Annotated in this window: 13 protein-coding genes and 2 pseudogenes; 5 read left to right on the forward strand and 10 right to left on the reverse strand. The window is 63.0% G+C overall.

Features of this window, described 5'->3' with window-relative positions:
- The first annotated feature begins 1282 nt into the window (after positions 1-1282).
- Together JMJ56_RS27660 and JMJ56_RS27665 are read left to right on the forward strand one after the other, a co-directional pair.
- Positions 1283-1522 carry a hypothetical protein gene (locus JMJ56_RS27660; protein WP_202834980.1) on the forward strand — a complete coding sequence of 80 codons (240 nt, stop codon included), beginning with the start codon at positions 1283-1285 and terminating at the stop codon, positions 1520-1522.
- 6 nt (positions 1523-1528) lie between these two features.
- On the forward strand, positions 1529-1984 hold the full coding sequence (locus JMJ56_RS27665) for a hypothetical protein (RefSeq protein ID WP_202834981.1): 456 nt from the start codon (positions 1529-1531) through the stop codon (positions 1982-1984).
- A gap of 547 nt (positions 1985-2531) precedes the next feature.
- Here JMJ56_RS27665 and JMJ56_RS27670 read toward each other — a convergent pair.
- The 5 genes from JMJ56_RS27670 to JMJ56_RS27690 all read right to left on the reverse strand — a co-directional run bounded on the left by JMJ56_RS27670 (position 2532) and on the right by JMJ56_RS27690 (position 7762).
- A complete protein-coding gene (locus tag JMJ56_RS27670; RefSeq protein WP_202834982.1) occupies positions 2532-3194 on the reverse strand; it encodes a ParA family protein in 663 nt (220 codons plus the stop codon).
- Positions 3195-4086: 892 nt separating this feature from the next.
- On the reverse strand, positions 4087-4881 hold the full coding sequence (locus JMJ56_RS27675; protein ID WP_236038696.1) for a replication protein RepA: 795 nt from the start codon (positions 4879-4881) through the stop codon (positions 4087-4089).
- A gap of 964 nt (positions 4882-5845) precedes the next feature.
- Positions 5846-6280 carry a GFA family protein gene (locus tag JMJ56_RS27680; protein WP_202834984.1) on the reverse strand — a complete coding sequence of 145 codons (435 nt, stop codon included), beginning with the start codon at positions 6278-6280 and terminating at the stop codon, positions 5846-5848.
- A gap of 529 nt (positions 6281-6809) precedes the next feature.
- A complete protein-coding gene (locus JMJ56_RS27685; RefSeq protein WP_202834985.1) occupies positions 6810-7202 on the reverse strand; it encodes a RidA family protein in 393 nt (130 codons plus the stop codon).
- A 209-nt stretch (positions 7203-7411) separates the two neighbouring features.
- Complete coding sequence (locus JMJ56_RS27690) at positions 7412-7762, reverse strand: hypothetical protein (protein ID WP_202834986.1); 351 nt, start codon at positions 7760-7762, stop codon at positions 7412-7414.
- A gap of 388 nt (positions 7763-8150) precedes the next feature.
- Here JMJ56_RS27690 and JMJ56_RS27695 point away from each other — a divergent pair, with 388 nt between their 5' ends.
- Entirely contained in the window at positions 8151-8534 is a 384-nt protein-coding gene (locus tag JMJ56_RS27695; RefSeq protein WP_202834987.1) for a nuclear transport factor 2 family protein, read from the forward strand.
- A gap of 231 nt (positions 8535-8765) precedes the next feature.
- Here the strand turns inward: JMJ56_RS27695 and JMJ56_RS27700 are convergent, their stop codons facing one another.
- The 4 genes and pseudogenes from JMJ56_RS27700 to JMJ56_RS35060 form a co-directional block, all read right to left on the reverse strand.
- Positions 8766-9062, reverse strand: coding sequence for an antibiotic biosynthesis monooxygenase family protein (locus tag JMJ56_RS27700; RefSeq protein ID WP_202834988.1), 297 nt, complete (start codon positions 9060-9062; stop codon positions 8766-8768).
- A 68-nt stretch (positions 9063-9130) separates the two neighbouring features.
- Positions 9131-10147: a zinc-dependent alcohol dehydrogenase family protein gene (locus JMJ56_RS27705; protein ID WP_202834989.1), complete on the reverse strand. Its 1017-nt coding sequence runs from the start codon at positions 10145-10147 to the stop codon at positions 9131-9133.
- Positions 10148-10174: 27 nt separating this feature from the next.
- Positions 10175-10390 (reverse strand): annotated as a pseudogene (locus tag JMJ56_RS35695) (alcohol dehydrogenase catalytic domain-containing protein); the annotation flags it as partial.
- Positions 10391-10405: 15 nt separating this feature from the next.
- Positions 10406-10534, reverse strand: a complete 129-nt coding sequence (locus JMJ56_RS35060; RefSeq protein WP_268885123.1) for a hypothetical protein — start codon at positions 10532-10534, stop codon at positions 10406-10408.
- Between the two features lie 234 nt (positions 10535-10768).
- On the opposite strand from JMJ56_RS35060, the pseudogene JMJ56_RS27710 reads away from it, so the two are divergent.
- Positions 10769-11694 (forward strand): annotated as a pseudogene (locus JMJ56_RS27710) (LysR family transcriptional regulator).
- A gap of 297 nt (positions 11695-11991) precedes the next feature.
- Here JMJ56_RS27710 and JMJ56_RS27715 read toward each other — a convergent pair.
- Positions 11992-13386 carry an amidase gene (locus JMJ56_RS27715; protein ID WP_202834991.1) on the reverse strand — a complete coding sequence of 465 codons (1395 nt, stop codon included), beginning with the start codon at positions 13384-13386 and terminating at the stop codon, positions 11992-11994.
- Between the two features lie 121 nt (positions 13387-13507).
- On the opposite strand from JMJ56_RS27715, the gene JMJ56_RS27720 reads away from it, so the two are divergent.
- Positions 13508-14398 carry a polysaccharide deacetylase family protein gene (locus JMJ56_RS27720; protein WP_202834992.1) on the forward strand — a complete coding sequence of 297 codons (891 nt, stop codon included), beginning with the start codon at positions 13508-13510 and terminating at the stop codon, positions 14396-14398.
- Positions 14399-14401 lie beyond the last annotated feature (3 nt).

Consider the following 14401-nt stretch of genomic DNA (forward strand, 5'->3'; position numbering starts at 1 on the left):
AGCATGGCTGGCTGATCTGCGGCCCCTGCCACACCGAGCTGACCCGCGGTGGCTACCTCGTCCGCTTCATGCGGATGGCCGAGTTCCGCGCCTTCCAGGGCGCCGTGCTCGAGCACCGGCGCCGGGCCAAGCCCGGTGGCCAGGCCAGGTAGCCAACAGCTACCCCTCCCCCGCGGAGGGCCCATTGAGCCCCATGACCTCAGAGCGAGGTCATGGGGCTTTTTGCGTTTCCGGCCCCTCGTACCAATCACGGCCGGTATTTGCCGGCCCCACCTACCCGGGCCAGCAGCCTGCGTATCTAATGCTGCGTACCGGTGCGTACCCCCCCTTTGGAACAGGCGTCGAGGCTGCCCTAGGGCTGACTGACGCGGAGGTCGGCCGTGGCGGTCGGTATCGGCGCCGGCATGGGTTCAGGTTCGGTGGTCGTTGGGCCAGATGCCGGGGCCACCTCGCCATTGCCGGCTTCCTGGCGGCGCAGCTTGGTCAGGATGGCGTAGAGATTGGCCGGCGTGAGCCATGGGCTGCCGCGCTCTCAGCCCCCTTGTGCCCCTCCTGGTCGGCCCGGCGCAGGATCGCGGCACGCTCCTCGCCTGGTATCCGCAGCAGCCTCTCGCCCCTCGCCCTTGGCCAGCATCGTGGCGTGCGGCCGCCAGCCGCAGCCGTCCGTGAGCAGGATAGGAGGCGCTGCAGGTTCAAATTTGAATTTGACCGCCAAGCCCACCACGGCCAACGACCCCAGCGGACGTGCCGAAACGCTCTTCGATTTGGGTTACCCAGACCTGGTCGCTGCCGGTTTGGCTTGCCGCTCGGGCGGCCACGCCACTGGCTGCCGGCTTTCAGGACTGTGCTCCAGCTCGCCTGCAAGACGGGTCGCGGTCAGGCTGGTCTTCGTTGACCCCTCCCAGTCAGACGGACTGACTGGGAAGCCAGCGCAGGCACCAGGGCGTCTGGTCGGATGGCCAGCACGTGCCGGGCTCAGCTCCTGCGTCTCGGCCGCCAGCGCCGGGCGCAAGATGTCCGGCGCCACGCCCCCGGCGTGATGCTCGGGACAAGCCGAGGCCACCGCCTGCGCAGCGCCCGGGATGGCGCAGGCCAGTAGCGAGGCGGTCAACAGCAGCGGTCTGAAGCGGCTCATCGGTGGCCTTGATCCGGCTTGGGCAACGCCGGGTGCCGGCGGGTCCACGGGGCGCCGCTCCCGACGCCAGCAAGCCCGCGCCGGCATCCGGGAAGCCGGGCATGGACAAGCGATCGCTACGGTCCCGCCTGTGCTACGGTCCTGCTCATGCAGCCTGCCGAACCGCCCTCGCCCCCCTGCCCCACGCGCCTGCCCTGGGACTTCCACCCGGCACTGACCGAGGAGCGGCTTCGGATCTGTGCCCGCATGCTGGCCAATGCCCGGCGCGATGCCCTGGCCATGGCCAGCTACGAGCTGGGCGACGACCCCTGGTCGGTCGGCTGCCGGGCCTTTGCCTTCGGCCGGCATCGGCTGGAGCGGGCGGCGAGCTCGGGCGACTATCCCTGACTCGAGGTGCTCGACGACAGCGCCCACTTCGTCTTTGTCATCGGCGGGAACGGCAACGGCGTGCCGGTGCGCTTCTACCGCGGCGCCGCCGAGGAGCCGACCGAGCGCACCCTCAAGCGGCAGGAGGTCGAGATGCAGCAGCTTTCCCTGGCGCTGGGCGAGGCCGCGGCCGAGGGGCTGGCCTTCCGCCTGGCGGTGGAGACGGATGGCACCGGCCGGGTGGACCGGGTGGTGTTCCTGGCGCTGCGCGGCGAGGACCGAGTCGAATGCTTCTGGCCGGTGCCGCTGGAGCTGCCCGCCGCGGTGGCCGCCGGCAGCGGGGTCCAGCTGCGGCTGATCGCCGATGACGGCTATACCGGGCCCGACGAGGCTGCCAGCCGTCCGTCCCCCCTGCCCCCTGCCCTACCTCGCCGCAAACCGGCCGCCACCAGCCAGCAGCGGCCGCAAACCACCCTGTTCTAGCCAAGCCTGCCGGGACCTTCCCATGTCCGCGCGCCCTGCGCCGCTGAACCTGGCACTCCCGCTCCGCCACGTCGCCCCCACTAAACATACTCGAAACGAACTTTCCGTAAGCGTGGAGATGAGGGATCACAGCGCAATTCATGTACAGCCAAGATGCTTTTAGGCTTTTTGTACAAGATGCTTTATTTCTTTAAGCGCCTGCGATCTTTGACTAAGTCCACCTGGTCCAGTGGGTAACCAGCCTGACCAAGTGCCTGCAGAATCAGGTATGTTTTGGTCACTCCCTCCTCAGCGGCCTTCACAGAAAGCGCCTTGTCCAGATAGTCCGGGCAGTCGAACCGAACGCTGGTAAGCGGCGCGGCAGGCTTTGGTGGCGCAGACACCGGGGCCGGCGGCGGCAGCGAGGTCGCTGATCCATAGCGCTCCCCTATGACGCGGGAGTTGGCCGCAATGGCCTCGTCTGGGAGCTCGGGACGTGGCTTCAAGCTGACGTCGAGCCGGCTCTTCGCAGCCTGACGTAGCTCATCCTTTATAGGTGGAAAGTTACTCATGCGGCCTCACGCAGCTTGGCAATCTGCTCGAGCAGCTCGGCGGTGACGGCAGCCACATTGGCAGACGCCGCGCTCGCCGGGTCAACCTGCCTCGGCACTTTGCCAGTGATGTGGATCTCGCGGAACGCGGCACGCTCCATCATTGCGGCTCTTAGGATCGGCACCCCCTCCTCCGCCTCCAGCGACTGGCGGACATGCCGGGCGCCGCGACTCTCGAAACCCGACAACACGCGGGTCCATACGATAGCCCGGGCAATGGTAGTCCTCGATAACTCTTGAGCGTCATCGATTTGGGCGATGGTCTTCATGGCGGCTTTCACGTCGGGCAGCGCCGCCTGCGCCGGCACTAGGACGAAGTGGGACCGGTGCATGGCTTTCAGAGCCAGCGTCGACGAGCCACCTGGAAGGTCGATCAAAACTATCTCGTTCTCGGCCTCCGCCTTTCTAAGAGCGGCAAGGATATTGTCCTCCCTCACCTCGCCCACGACGGTCAGGCCCGGTATTTCGGCTTTCGCTCCGAAGGATGCGGCCTGCTGGTTGATATCGGTGTCCAACAAGGCCACTCGGTAACCATCCAGCGCCAGCTCGCCGGCGATGAGGATCGAAGTCGTAGTCTTCCCCGGTCCTCCCTTGTCGCTCGCCACAGAGATAGTCGCCATGTAAGCCCCCTGCTTTAAGGCAGGAAGGCATCTAACCGATACCGCCTTCTACCCGCAACGCTTTTAAGCGATAAAGCATCTTGTACAAGATGCTTCGAAGCATTCAAGCAACTTTGCAACCCATTGACTGCATTGAGTCTTTGGCGAGAGCGAGTGGCAATGATGAATTTACGGAGCGATGTCGCTTCAAGCGTGAAAGGGAGAAGGGGCAAACCGCCTGGCCGCCTTGAGCAAGGAGACAAGCCGCTTCGCTGCCAAAAGGTTTCTATGCCTTGAAGGAACAAGGTGGAGAGGCTTTCTTTCTAAGAAGCAAAAATGCCTTAAAGCAATAAGGCATCTTTGCCTTACTGCTTCATCAACTACTGTGCGTCATACGTTCCCGCCTCCATCCTCCTGCATGCCAGCGAACCAATTTTGTTACATGTATCGATAAGCATCCGCCCGGCATCAAGAAGCTTATCAATCGGACAAAGAACTGGGACTGGCTATTCGATGGCTGGATCGCCCCCGCTTTCTAGCGGCTCTGGTCCTGCGTATAGCAGGGCCAAGGGCTAGTCGATTACCCACAGTATTTCGAGTGATAGATGGCGGACCCGAAGGGCAGAAGAGTCGCTTTCTTCAAGGGGGGTCAGATGCGTCACACTGACACCATGCATGTCATAGTTGAGCATACGGCCAAGGACGCCGTGAGATGCTACTGCCTCCTGCAGCCGCGTATCCAAAATTCCTGCGTCATTCGGGAGATCAAGCTGGACGGCTTTGGTCTCGATCCGGACGTATGATGTACTTTCGTTACGACATAGGCGCGCTTACTATCCTTAAAGCACCATAGGTCAAGTAGCGCTCGTACCTCTCGCCGTCAGACCTGACGCGACCGCTGGCAGAGCCATCTTTATCGTCTACGGGGCGAGCGCCCTGGGGTAGTGGCTGTTGCCCGGACCCGCTCGGGCACGGGGGCAGGGGAGGGCAGGAGGGTAATTGCCTCGTCGTCCACGCGAACTTGCGCCTCTGGGTATGCGGAGAGGGTCAGAGCGAGGGCTTCTCGGGCGTGCGCCTTGAACTGTCGCGGCAGGGCAAAACCAGCTCCGAATTGCCGATAAAGTGCTGGCCACGGCACGCGCGTGGGCTTTTCCAAGTGGTGTAGGCGGTAAGCAAGCCAAATATACAGGTCGATTGCCATGCTTCGGCCCGAGAGCGCTCGGATGGCGGATTCGCGGACGGGGAGGGGGTGCCGGATAAGGCTTTCGTAGAAGACCTCGTCGAGCACAACAGTTTCCCGCCAGAGCGAAAGCTGCATGCTGTCCTTGCCACGACCTGGGAGAATCGCCTCACGAACGAAGCCACCGTTCATTACAGCCTCGCCGCCTTCACCGACGCGGTAGAAGGTCAGCCGGCACAAGCTCAGGCGTCGACTCTGTTCTCGTACCGCCTCATAGCCCTTGCCGCCGCTGTTCAGGCCCATGGCCTTGAGCCAGCTGTGCATGGAACGCCCGAGCTCGACCTCGCGGGAGCGGGTTTTGATCGCTTCCGTTTGTAGATAGAGGAGGATCAGCCGAGCGACATAGCCGAACGGCACGCCGACAGTAGTCCCATCATGAGTCTTGCCGCTCTCAATGCGCAGGCGGATGTCGGCTCCGTCGCGAACCCATTCATTTGCGTCGATCCGCTTGTGGGGGAGGGCGGTCATGGCGAAGCCGGCGTGGACGAAGTTAGGCGTACCATCTTCGTCCGTGAGGACAAGGTGGGTCGCCTCAATGCAGCGCCGATCGAGGGCAGTAGGCGCGAGGTCTAGCGCTTGCTGAATCCCAAGTGTCTCGAGCCGCTGCCGCAGGCTTCCTCCAAGAGCCTCTTCGGCACCTATCGAGAGTGGCCAAGCGGTTTCGGTAGGGTTGCGCATCGGCCAACAAGCTGCACATTCGGGAGGTCTAGTGCAATTCGTACTCTGCCGACGCCTCTTCGCTGAGGGTTTTCCTCTGACGCGCTTCGTACCCTACTGACGGACCTAGAAAGGATATTTGAATCTCTAATTGGATGCGTCACCAGGGTACGGGGGGCGACTCCGTTTGCGTCGATTAAGTACGAATCGGCGTCACCAGAGTACGAACCGGCTGTGGAAAAGTTGTTGTGCGGCGATCTCTTCCGGGCGTCACCAAAGTACGAAACCGGGACGTGTTGCGAGCTATCGGCACGGCGCCATAAGAGGCAACTGGCGCTGGTACCCCACCCGATTCGTACTCTGGTGACGCCCAGTCTATGAACGGCGAACGCATCGAATCGGGTATCGGCAGCATTCTGATCGGGCGACTTGGGCATCTTTAAAGGAAGTATAAACGCCCTGCCGGGCTGGGCGAGTTGCGGCCGAATAGAAGGCTCGTCGTTGGGCCCGAGCCGAGGGCAAGAGGTTCTGGCGGGATGCGTGTGGACATGTCTCACGCCGGCTCCCGCAGTGGGGTACCTGCGCTAGACGGGTAGTTCTCGGCGCTACCCGGCGCATCATCTCAGTGTCTCGGCATCTGCCTTTCGCCTTGTCCTCAGCTAATCACCTCACGTGCGATAATCCCCGCGTAGGACAAGTTAGCTCTGCCAGCTGCTATCCACCCGCTGTCCAGCATGCGCTAGAGCCCGCCACTCCGGCACATGTCCTCGCGGCATCAGCCGCGGTTCGGCGCCGTCTCGTACACCGTGGCGTCCTCTGGCAGGACGACCCAGGGCTGCTTGCTCCGAACGTAGAAGTGCGTCGTCGGCCGTAGCCACGCTGTGTCGTCAAGCGTGCCGCCCCGGACGACGCGCGTGGAGCCGGGCAGCTCGGTTCCCGGCTTCACGCCGCCGCAGATGCAAATCCCGCAATCCGGGCAGACCCAGCGCGTCTTGGCGCGCCCTCTGTTGGTGACGCCCCCGGGAACGCCCCGCAGCTCCTTGCCCGACAGCCGAAACGCATCCGCCGGAACCGCGACGCCGATCGAGAAAGCGCTGGTCGTCGCACGCTGGCAGTCGGTGCAATGGCACGCATAGACGCGGGTGGGCTCGCAGGTGATCTCGTAGCGAACCGCTCCGCACATGCAGCCGCCCTTCAACGGCAGTTCCATAGCCGGACTTCTCCTCGCGCAGGCCGTATCCCATCCGCAGAGACCTGGATGGTCAAGCGGCGTTGGTCCGCATCCCCCCCATCTCGGCCGTCGCCTGCCATCTCAGGCTGACTTTGACTTGCGATTGGCCCGCTTGTCGCAAGCGATACAAACCCTGCCTCAATTCGAAAAAGCTGAGGCTGGGATGTTCTTGGTTGCTGTGGCTATGACGGAGAGGACCCACAGGCTCGAAGCGAGAGGAACGCGGGTCGTGCCGCAGCGCGCTTCCATATCCCGCCTTATCCAACGTCTGTCGGTCCACCCTTTCCGCAACCTTGGTAAGGGCAAGACGACGCCATGTCGGAAATTGACCGACTACACATTTGGTCCGTCTCGGAGCCACTCTAAAGAACCTCGGGCCAAAGTGTGCCTCGAAGATAGTTGCGTCACATCGAAAAGCAGATTGCAACTTGGATCACCAAACCCACACGCCTCACATGAGCCAGGCTTCTCATAGCCCTCGGACTTCTGATCAGGGGTAGGTCATTGTTCAGGCAGGAATACGCGCGATAACTTTGATTTCGAAGTCGAACCCCCCAAGCCAATTGACTCCAATCGCCGTCCAATTCGGATAAGGCGCATTTGGGAAGACTTCGCCTTTCACGGCCATGACCGTGTGAAATTGATGTTCGGGGTCGGTGTGAAAGGACGTCACATCGACAATGTCATCCAATCCACAGCCACCCGCTCGCAAGGTTGCCTCGAGATTGGCGAACGCCAAACGGACCTGGGCCTCAAAGTTCGGCTCGGGCGAGCCGTCGCGGAGACTGCCGACCTGCCCGGACACGAACAAGAGGTCGCCTGATCTGATTGCTGCGGAGTAGGTCTGTGACGTGTAGAGATCATGCCGTCCGGCGGGGAAGATGGCGTCACGCTGGGCCATATAGTCTCTCCTGAAGTGGGTCGCCTGCGAAGAATGCGAGATTGCACTGCCGATTAAAGAGTGCATACCGAGAGGGCTTCGATACATCACCAACTCGGGCGAGCGCGTCGTTTCGGCCGAGCTGATGAGACGAGCCCATGTCGGTTATGCGGCGCAGATTTATCCAATAAAGAGGAAGTCGTCTGCGCCGCTATTGATGTACGAGCACCTCAAGGACGTGCCTCCTGCCAATGTGGGTAGGTGACGTAGGCTGTGACCGCGCCATGTTCATGCGACCGGATCGTCACCTTCTCGCCCTTGGGCATGTAGACGATCTCACCTGGCCCGGCGCTCACAGTGGTTAGCTCCGTTGAAACGGTGAGCCGCCCCTCAAGCACGACCATGACGTCGTCAACGGCGAGGGTCTCATGGATACTCTGGTTTGGCCCATAGCGACCGTAGCCGATCGTGATTGGTCCACCATGACGCTGGTCGATGACATTTCCAGCGAACACCTCGCCGTCCTGGCCGGGTGAGCGCTCGAAGGGTGCGTTGACAATTGCGTACTTGCGGATGGACATGAGCAATTCTCCTACCTGGACAGGGCATTGGCAAATGCGGCACGAATGGTGGCGTCGCGCCGACCGCGACAGTGTCTCGGCGGGGTGTGGGCCGGAAGCGACCGAAAGGTAAGCGACCTTTGGCTACGAAGAAGGGAGGTCCTTTGATTGGCCTCCCGTGCCGGTGTAATCGCAGTGAAGAAGAGCAGAATCGACCGGCATCGCCCCCTCCAATTGCTTCAAGGCGATGGACGTGGTTACGCGCTCCAGTCACCACCCACCGCGAGGAAGAGGGTCGCGGGCACGATCGTTGAGATGGCCCTGAAGCCCTCTAGGGTTCTCGCAAGGACGGTCACGACGAAGCCAGTTACCACCACGGTTTTCTCAAACCACTCGGGCGGGGTTCACCATGAGCGACCAAGCCAGTCGGAACAAGCAGGCTGCGATCGCCTTTTATGACCTTATGTTCAATCATTGCCGCCCGGCGGAGGCGGTCAAGCAGTATGTCGGTGACCGATACATCCAGCACAACCCCGTTGTGCCGGACGGCAAGGAAGGCTTCGTCGCCTACTTTGAGCGGATGGCGAAGGAGTATCCCGGCAAACGCGTCCATTTCGTGCGGGTGTTGGCCGAAGGCGACTTCGTTGTCCTTCATACCCGCCAGGAATGGCCGGGCGATGCGGATTGGGTGAGCATGGACATCTTTCGCTTCGAGAGGGGGAAAATTGTCGAGCATTGGGACGTGCTGCAGCGTGTCCCTGCTGAAGCCGCCAACCCTAACACTATGTTTTAAGGTCACTCGAACTATCACCCGTTGGCTGCTCGGACACCAGGGCGCAGCGACGCCAAGTCTCTCCGCTGCTTGCGCGGGAGCCTTGGCCCACCATGGAGGGCTCGGGTCCTTCGAATGCCTCAATGGGGAAGAAGAGACCGACGGAAAGTCGGTCCGCGTGAACATCAGCGGTGTGGCCTCGATCAAAAAAGCTCCCTGTTGACGCAGGAGATGAAGTGCCGGCATGGGGCGTCACGGCTGCGACCCCGTTTCCACGTGGAAGACGATGGGGTCGCCGGAAAGCAGCGGCGCGAGTGGCGCCATGAAGCGAGCGTGGGCTTCGGTCGGCTCGAATCCTTGCGTGTGGGCCGCCACGTCCCGCCAATCCACTGCTAGCAGGTAAAGATCGGCATTCTCGAGCGCTGGGACAAGGCGGTGCCGGATGTAGCCGTCGGCACTGGTAAGGAGCGGAGCGACGTGAGCGAATGCAACCGCGAACGCCGAACCGGATCCGGGACGAAGGCGGAGACACGCGAGTTCTGTGATCATCTGATCCCTTCCGAGTTAGGGCGGACGACCGGCTTAGGCGGGGGGCAGCCGGTCGTCCACGCGACGCGTCAGGCGGCGGCCCTCTGGCCGGGGTACAACGCTCCCGCCTCGCCCGACACGTCGATCACGATCTTTCCGCGCAAGCCGCGCGTGCTCCCGTTCTCCAGGAGATCGTGCGCCTCACCCATGCGCGCGAGTGGAAACGTCGCGCCGATGACAGGCTTCACCAGACCGCGCTCAATCAGGTTGGTCAGCGCATCGAGCTTCCCGCGATTCTGGCGAGTGAAGACAAAGTGGTACGCGGCGTTCTTGCCCCAGGCCTCGATGAGGTTCTGAGGTTGCGCGATATCGACGAGGCTGACGACGCGACCATAGGCGGAGAGCGTCAGCGGGCTCCGTGTCAGCGTGTCACCGCCAATGGTGTCGAAGACGACGTTGACGCCATCTCCACCGGTCTGTCGAAGAACCGCCTCTACATAGTCCTCCGTCGTGAAGTCGATCACCTCGTCTGCGCCAAGGGAGCGTACGAAATCATGATCGCGGGCCCGTGCTGTCGTGATCACCCGCGCCCCAATCGCTTTGGCGACTTGGATCGCAATCGTCCCTACGCCACCCGCTCCGCCATGAATCAGTACGGTCTCACCAACCTTGAGCTGCGCACGCTGGACGAATGCCTCCCAAACGGTGCCTCCCACGAGTGTCAGGCTTGCGGCCTCGATGTGCGAAAGGTTCCTGGGTTTGCGACCGACCAGTTCCACGTCAACGACGTGTTGCTCGGCATACGAGCCGGCGCCACCGAAGATCTTTGGCGTATAGTAGACTTCATCGCCGATCCCGAACTCGGTAACATCGGACCCGACGTCTTCGACGACGCCGGAGATGTCGTGGCCGATGATGGCGGGTAGCGGTACGTAATCCGTGTAGTCACCCCGACGGATCTGGCAGTCCAGCGGGTTCACGGCGGTCGCGTGCACGCGCACTCGGACCTGGTGCGACCCGACCGGCGGCACCGGAACCTCGCGCAGCTCGAACGCATCCGTTCCGCCGAAACGGGTGAGAACGGCAGCCTTCATGGTTGGGGACATGGTAGATTCCTTTCAGCCGTGGTTCATTCAGCGGCTCGCGGGGATCCGCTCAAAGCTGGCGCCAGGTCGCAGGCATGCCGCTCGACGGAGGCGCACGCCGCTGACGTCGGGGCCTAATGTGAGCACTGGGCCGACAGGGTCACAGCGCAGGATGGCCGGTGGACTTGGCGCGATCGAGCAGCCTTGGCGCCCGGGTTTATAATCGACAGGGTTCACACTGGTGGCCGCGATCGCCACCACCGCCTCGTCTGGGCCTGGCTAAGGGTTGAGCAAGTTCACAACCCGAAAGATTTCAGGCTCTCCGAAGGCTTCGATCACATGGGCATGCATAAACGGCTCCTGCTTAGACGGCTCTTGGCGGATCCGTGCCGCCTTGTCGTCGCCCATCTGATCCCCTTGCAAAGAATGGAGAAGCGGGCATTCTTCTGGATCAGCTTCAAAGATTTCTTGAAAATGAGTGTGGCGGAGGCTGGTCGTGGCTTGACGTTCTGGCGGGCGACTGGAGCGTCGCGGCTGAGGCGGCTTTTCGGCAGCCGAGAATGCGCAGGGACATCCTGCCCCAGTCACCGGCCATCACGTACCGGTTGATGCCGACGTCAACGTCGGCTTGGAAACCACACTGTGGATATCAGTGACCTGACCTTGTTCGTGCGCATCGCCCGGCTTGGCAGCATCAGCGCTGCAGCACGTGACCTCAATGTCACCCCAACTGGGGCGAGCGCGCGCCTTGCAGCGCTCGAGAAGCGGCTGGGAGCGCGCCTACTGCATCGCACGACACGGCAAGCGACTCTGACCGAAGACGGGATAGCCTTCCTGCCGCATGCCGAGCACGTATTGGATGCGGCATTGGCCGCGCGCGCGGCGCTCGGGCGCGAGCAGGCGACACCGCGCGGTACGCTCCGTGTGGCGGCCCCGGCCTCCTTCGCGCGCATGCATATTGTGCCGGGCCTTAGTGAGTTCTGTAACCGCTACCCGGAGCTTGTCCTCGACATGCGCATCTCGGACAGCGTTGTCGACCTCGTGGAGGGCGCGTTCGACGTCGCCGTCGCTACGCAGAGCTTGGGGACTCGTCTTTCGTTGCACGGCGACTTGCGCCCGACCGGCGTGTGCTGCTCGCATCGCCGGACTACATCGCGCGGCGTGGTCGACCACGGTCGCCGGACGGCCTTGCCAATCACACCTGCCTCGTCGTCGGCACTCTCGACCTCTGGACGTTCAAGGGGACGGACGGAAGGACCATAGAGCGGCAGGTAGCACCTACCCTACGCATCAACGACGGTGGCGCAGTGCGCGACGCCGCGTGCGCTGGGCTTGGGATCGCGCTTATGGCCACTTGGTGCGCAGCGGAGGAGACCCGAAGCGGCGCGCTGGTCCCCGCGCTTCCGGAGTACTCGCTTGTCTCAACGCAAACCTTATGGGTGCTTTACCCGAGCTCGCGGGAACTCGCGCCCAAAGTCAGGGTGTTTATCGACTGGATGGTTGCAAGATTCGGACCGGAGCCATACTGGGACCGAGACCTCGAAGCAGTGTTCGGCCTTGGACGCTGACCTAGAGCAAACTCCGATCAGATGAAATCATCTGATCGGGGTAATTTGCTCGCCAAAACAACAAGCTAGAGCGGGCTCCGTGAGCCAGTGCGAACGGAAACCGCTCTAGTCAGCGTCTCAATCAGGACACGTACCAGTAGGGGGCTTGTCAGATCTGGGCGTCTCCATAGCGGCCCTTATCCGACATTCCTCGCTCGCTCCTAGCAGAGATGAAAAACCGCACTATGGATCAGGCCATAACAAGACTGCTTCATCGCCAGTGGCGTCTCAGTATTCTCTACGCATGACGAAGTAGGATCAAAAAATCGCTGGCTCAATGGCTTGAACCATCCAACGAGCGATTGCTGTTATGGCCGCGTCGGAATGTGGTTGACCTAGAAGCTGGACACCCATAGGCATGCCGTCGATGGCCGTCATGGGCGAGGTGACGACGGGCGCGCCGAGCGCAGAGCTCGGCGTATTGTAGACCGCATCGCCCGTCGGCCGCTTCGCCAGTGGTTGGCCCGGCACATCCGGTGTCCAAAGCGGCGCCACGCCGGGCGAGGCGGGCGCGATGATGGCATCCACCAACGGCGCGAGCGCCGCATGCCGTGCGCGGATTTCTTCGCGCTGAAGAATGGCGGCGCGATAGTCCTCGGGCGTCCACGCCTCCGCGGCGGCGACGACGTCCTGGCTGCGTTGGCTCACGCTGCCGGGCGCGCTGGTCGCAACCAGGTTGCGGATGCCCCAGTGGTTCTCCCAGCCCGTGATGGCGCTGGTCAGCGCTTGGACGCCCTGCAGCGAATGCTCGAAAGCCTCGATCAGGGCATTGTTGCCGCGCCGTAGCACGGTCACCCCCGTGGCGCGGATATGCTCGATCACCATCTCGAAGGCGGTCTTGCTCGCTTCATCCATGAGGGCCCAGCCTTCAGCCTCCATCACCGCGAGCGTCATGGGCTTGCGCGGCTCAGGAGGTGTGGAGGGACCAAACAGGCCCAGGCGGCCGGGATCGCCGCCGGCACGTTTGGCGATCTCGATCGCCACCTGCCACATATCCTCGATGCAGCCGGCATGCGGGCCATGCGTGCTCATGCTGGTCGCCTGACGTTCGCCGCGGTTGATGCCTCCCTGCGTCGGCTTCAACGCGAAATTGCCGCAATAGCTGGCCGGCCGGGTGATCGATCCGCCTACCTGGGTGCCGATGGCAGCCGGCACCATCCGCGCCGCTACCGCCGCAGCCGAGCCGGATGAGGAGCCGCCCGGCGTTCGTGTCGCATCGAAGGGGTTGGTGGTCGGGCCGGGATGCACCCCGCCAAGCTCCGTCGTCACCGTCTTGCCGAGCACCACCGCACCCGCCTCGCGTAATGCCCAGACGGCGGCGTTGTCGCGCTTCGGGAAATTGCCCTCATAGGCCTTGCAGCCCATCTGCGTCGGCATGTCCCGCGTCTCGAGCAGATCCTTGATGCCGAGCGGCATGCCATCGATGGGAGACAGCGGCCGCCCGGCATTCCATCGCGCCGTGCTGGCATCGGCCGCCTCGCGGGCGCCGGCCTCGTTCATCACGACCCAGGCCTGCACCACCGGCTCCCGCTGGGCTATGATCTCCAGGCAGCGCTCCAAATAAGCGCGCGGCGAATCCGTGCCGTCGGCGAAGGCCGGTGTGGCATCGTGCCACGTCAGCGCACGGAAGTCCTGCGGTGAATAATCCGGCATATCGAAGCATCCTCCCCCACTGGCGTCATGGCGAACGGCGCGCTGGCCCTCGTGGGGCCCCCTTGCATGTCCTGCCCCGGTGACGGAGCATCTCCGCGAAACCTCGAATGGGGAAGCGGCCGTGACGGAGAATCTTCACGCGGAGCTGGACGAGATCGGCGCCGTCGCACAGCGGCACCTCGCACGGCATGAGCCCGTCACCGACCCGAAATGGCCAGGCGATGCGCGGATAGCGGTGAATTTCACCGCCGACTTCGACGCCATGCTGCTGCGCCGGCTGATGAACGAGCCGCCCATGCAGCTTGCCAAGGGCGAGTTTGGCGGACGGGTCGGCATATGGCGGTTGATCGAGTTGTTCGATAGCCATGACGTGCAGGCCACGATCTTCACCCCGGGCCGCATCTGCGAACTCTATCCGCGGGCCGTCGCCGCCGCAGCGCAGAGCGGCCATGAGGTCACCGACCATATGTGGGAGCACCGCGTTCCCAAAGAACCGGAGCTGGAGCGCGATCATCTCAGCCGCTCCACCGAAGCGCTGGAGAGGCTGACCGGGAAGCGCGGGGTCGGCACACGCAGCGGCCATAGCCATGGCTTGCTGCGGGAACTCGGCTATATCTACCGCTCCAACGGATCGGCCAGCCATCGGCCACATTACCTGCGCGACCCCGATGGCAGCAATGTCCTGATCAACCTGCCGTTCCACTACTCTATCGACGATGCGATGTTCTACTCCTTCGCCTGGATGGGCACACCCGTCGCCGCGCAGCGCATCAGCGACCCCGAGCGCGTGATGGAGCTGTGGTGGGAGGCGTTCCTGCAGCAGCATGCCCAGGGCGGCGGCTACCTCAACATCTGCCTGCATCCCTTCGTCTCCGGACGGGCGCAGCGCGTCCTGATGCTCGACCGGCTGATCCGGCGCATGAAGGAGAAGGGTGGAGTCTGGTTCCCCAGCTGCGAAGCGGTCGCGCGGCACTGCATCGCGGTACAGCCCCCCGCCGGCGGCTGGAACTGAGGA

Source organism: Belnapia arida (assembly GCF_016773205.1).
Taxonomy (GTDB): Bacteria; Pseudomonadota; Alphaproteobacteria; order Acetobacterales; family Acetobacteraceae; genus Belnapia; species Belnapia arida.

What these genes read in the sequence shown, in the direction of transcription:
- JMJ56_RS27660 (WP_202834980.1), top strand. Translation starts at nt 1,283, where the DNA reads ATGCAGCCTGCCGAACCGCCCTCGCCCCCCTGCCCCACGCGCCTGCCC.
- JMJ56_RS27670 (WP_202834982.1), bottom strand. Translation starts at nt 3,194, where the DNA reads ATGGCGACTATCTCTGTGGCGAGCGACAAGGGAGGACCGGGGAAGACT.
- JMJ56_RS27675 (WP_236038696.1), bottom strand. Translation starts at nt 4,881, where the DNA reads ATGACCGCCCTCCCCCACAAGCGGATCGACGCAAATGAATGGGTTCGC.
- JMJ56_RS27680 (WP_202834984.1), bottom strand. Translation starts at nt 6,280, where the DNA reads ATGGAACTGCCGTTGAAGGGCGGCTGCATGTGCGGAGCGGTTCGCTAC.
- JMJ56_RS27685 (WP_202834985.1), bottom strand. Translation starts at nt 7,202, where the DNA reads ATGGCCCAGCGTGACGCCATCTTCCCCGCCGGACGGCATGATCTCTAC.
- JMJ56_RS27690 (WP_202834986.1), bottom strand. Translation starts at nt 7,762, where the DNA reads ATGTCCATCCGCAAGTACGCAATTGTCAACGCACCCTTCGAGCGCTCA.
- JMJ56_RS27695 (WP_202834987.1), top strand. Translation starts at nt 8,151, where the DNA reads ATGAGCGACCAAGCCAGTCGGAACAAGCAGGCTGCGATCGCCTTTTAT.
- JMJ56_RS27700 (WP_202834988.1), bottom strand. Translation starts at nt 9,062, where the DNA reads ATGATCACAGAACTCGCGTGTCTCCGCCTTCGTCCCGGATCCGGTTCG.
- JMJ56_RS27705 (WP_202834989.1), bottom strand. Translation starts at nt 10,147, where the DNA reads ATGTCCCCAACCATGAAGGCTGCCGTTCTCACCCGTTTCGGCGGAACG.
- JMJ56_RS35060 (WP_268885123.1), bottom strand. Translation starts at nt 10,534, where the DNA reads ATGGGCGACGACAAGGCGGCACGGATCCGCCAAGAGCCGTCTAAGCAG.
- JMJ56_RS27715 (WP_202834991.1), bottom strand. Translation starts at nt 13,386, where the DNA reads ATGCCGGATTATTCACCGCAGGACTTCCGTGCGCTGACGTGGCACGAT.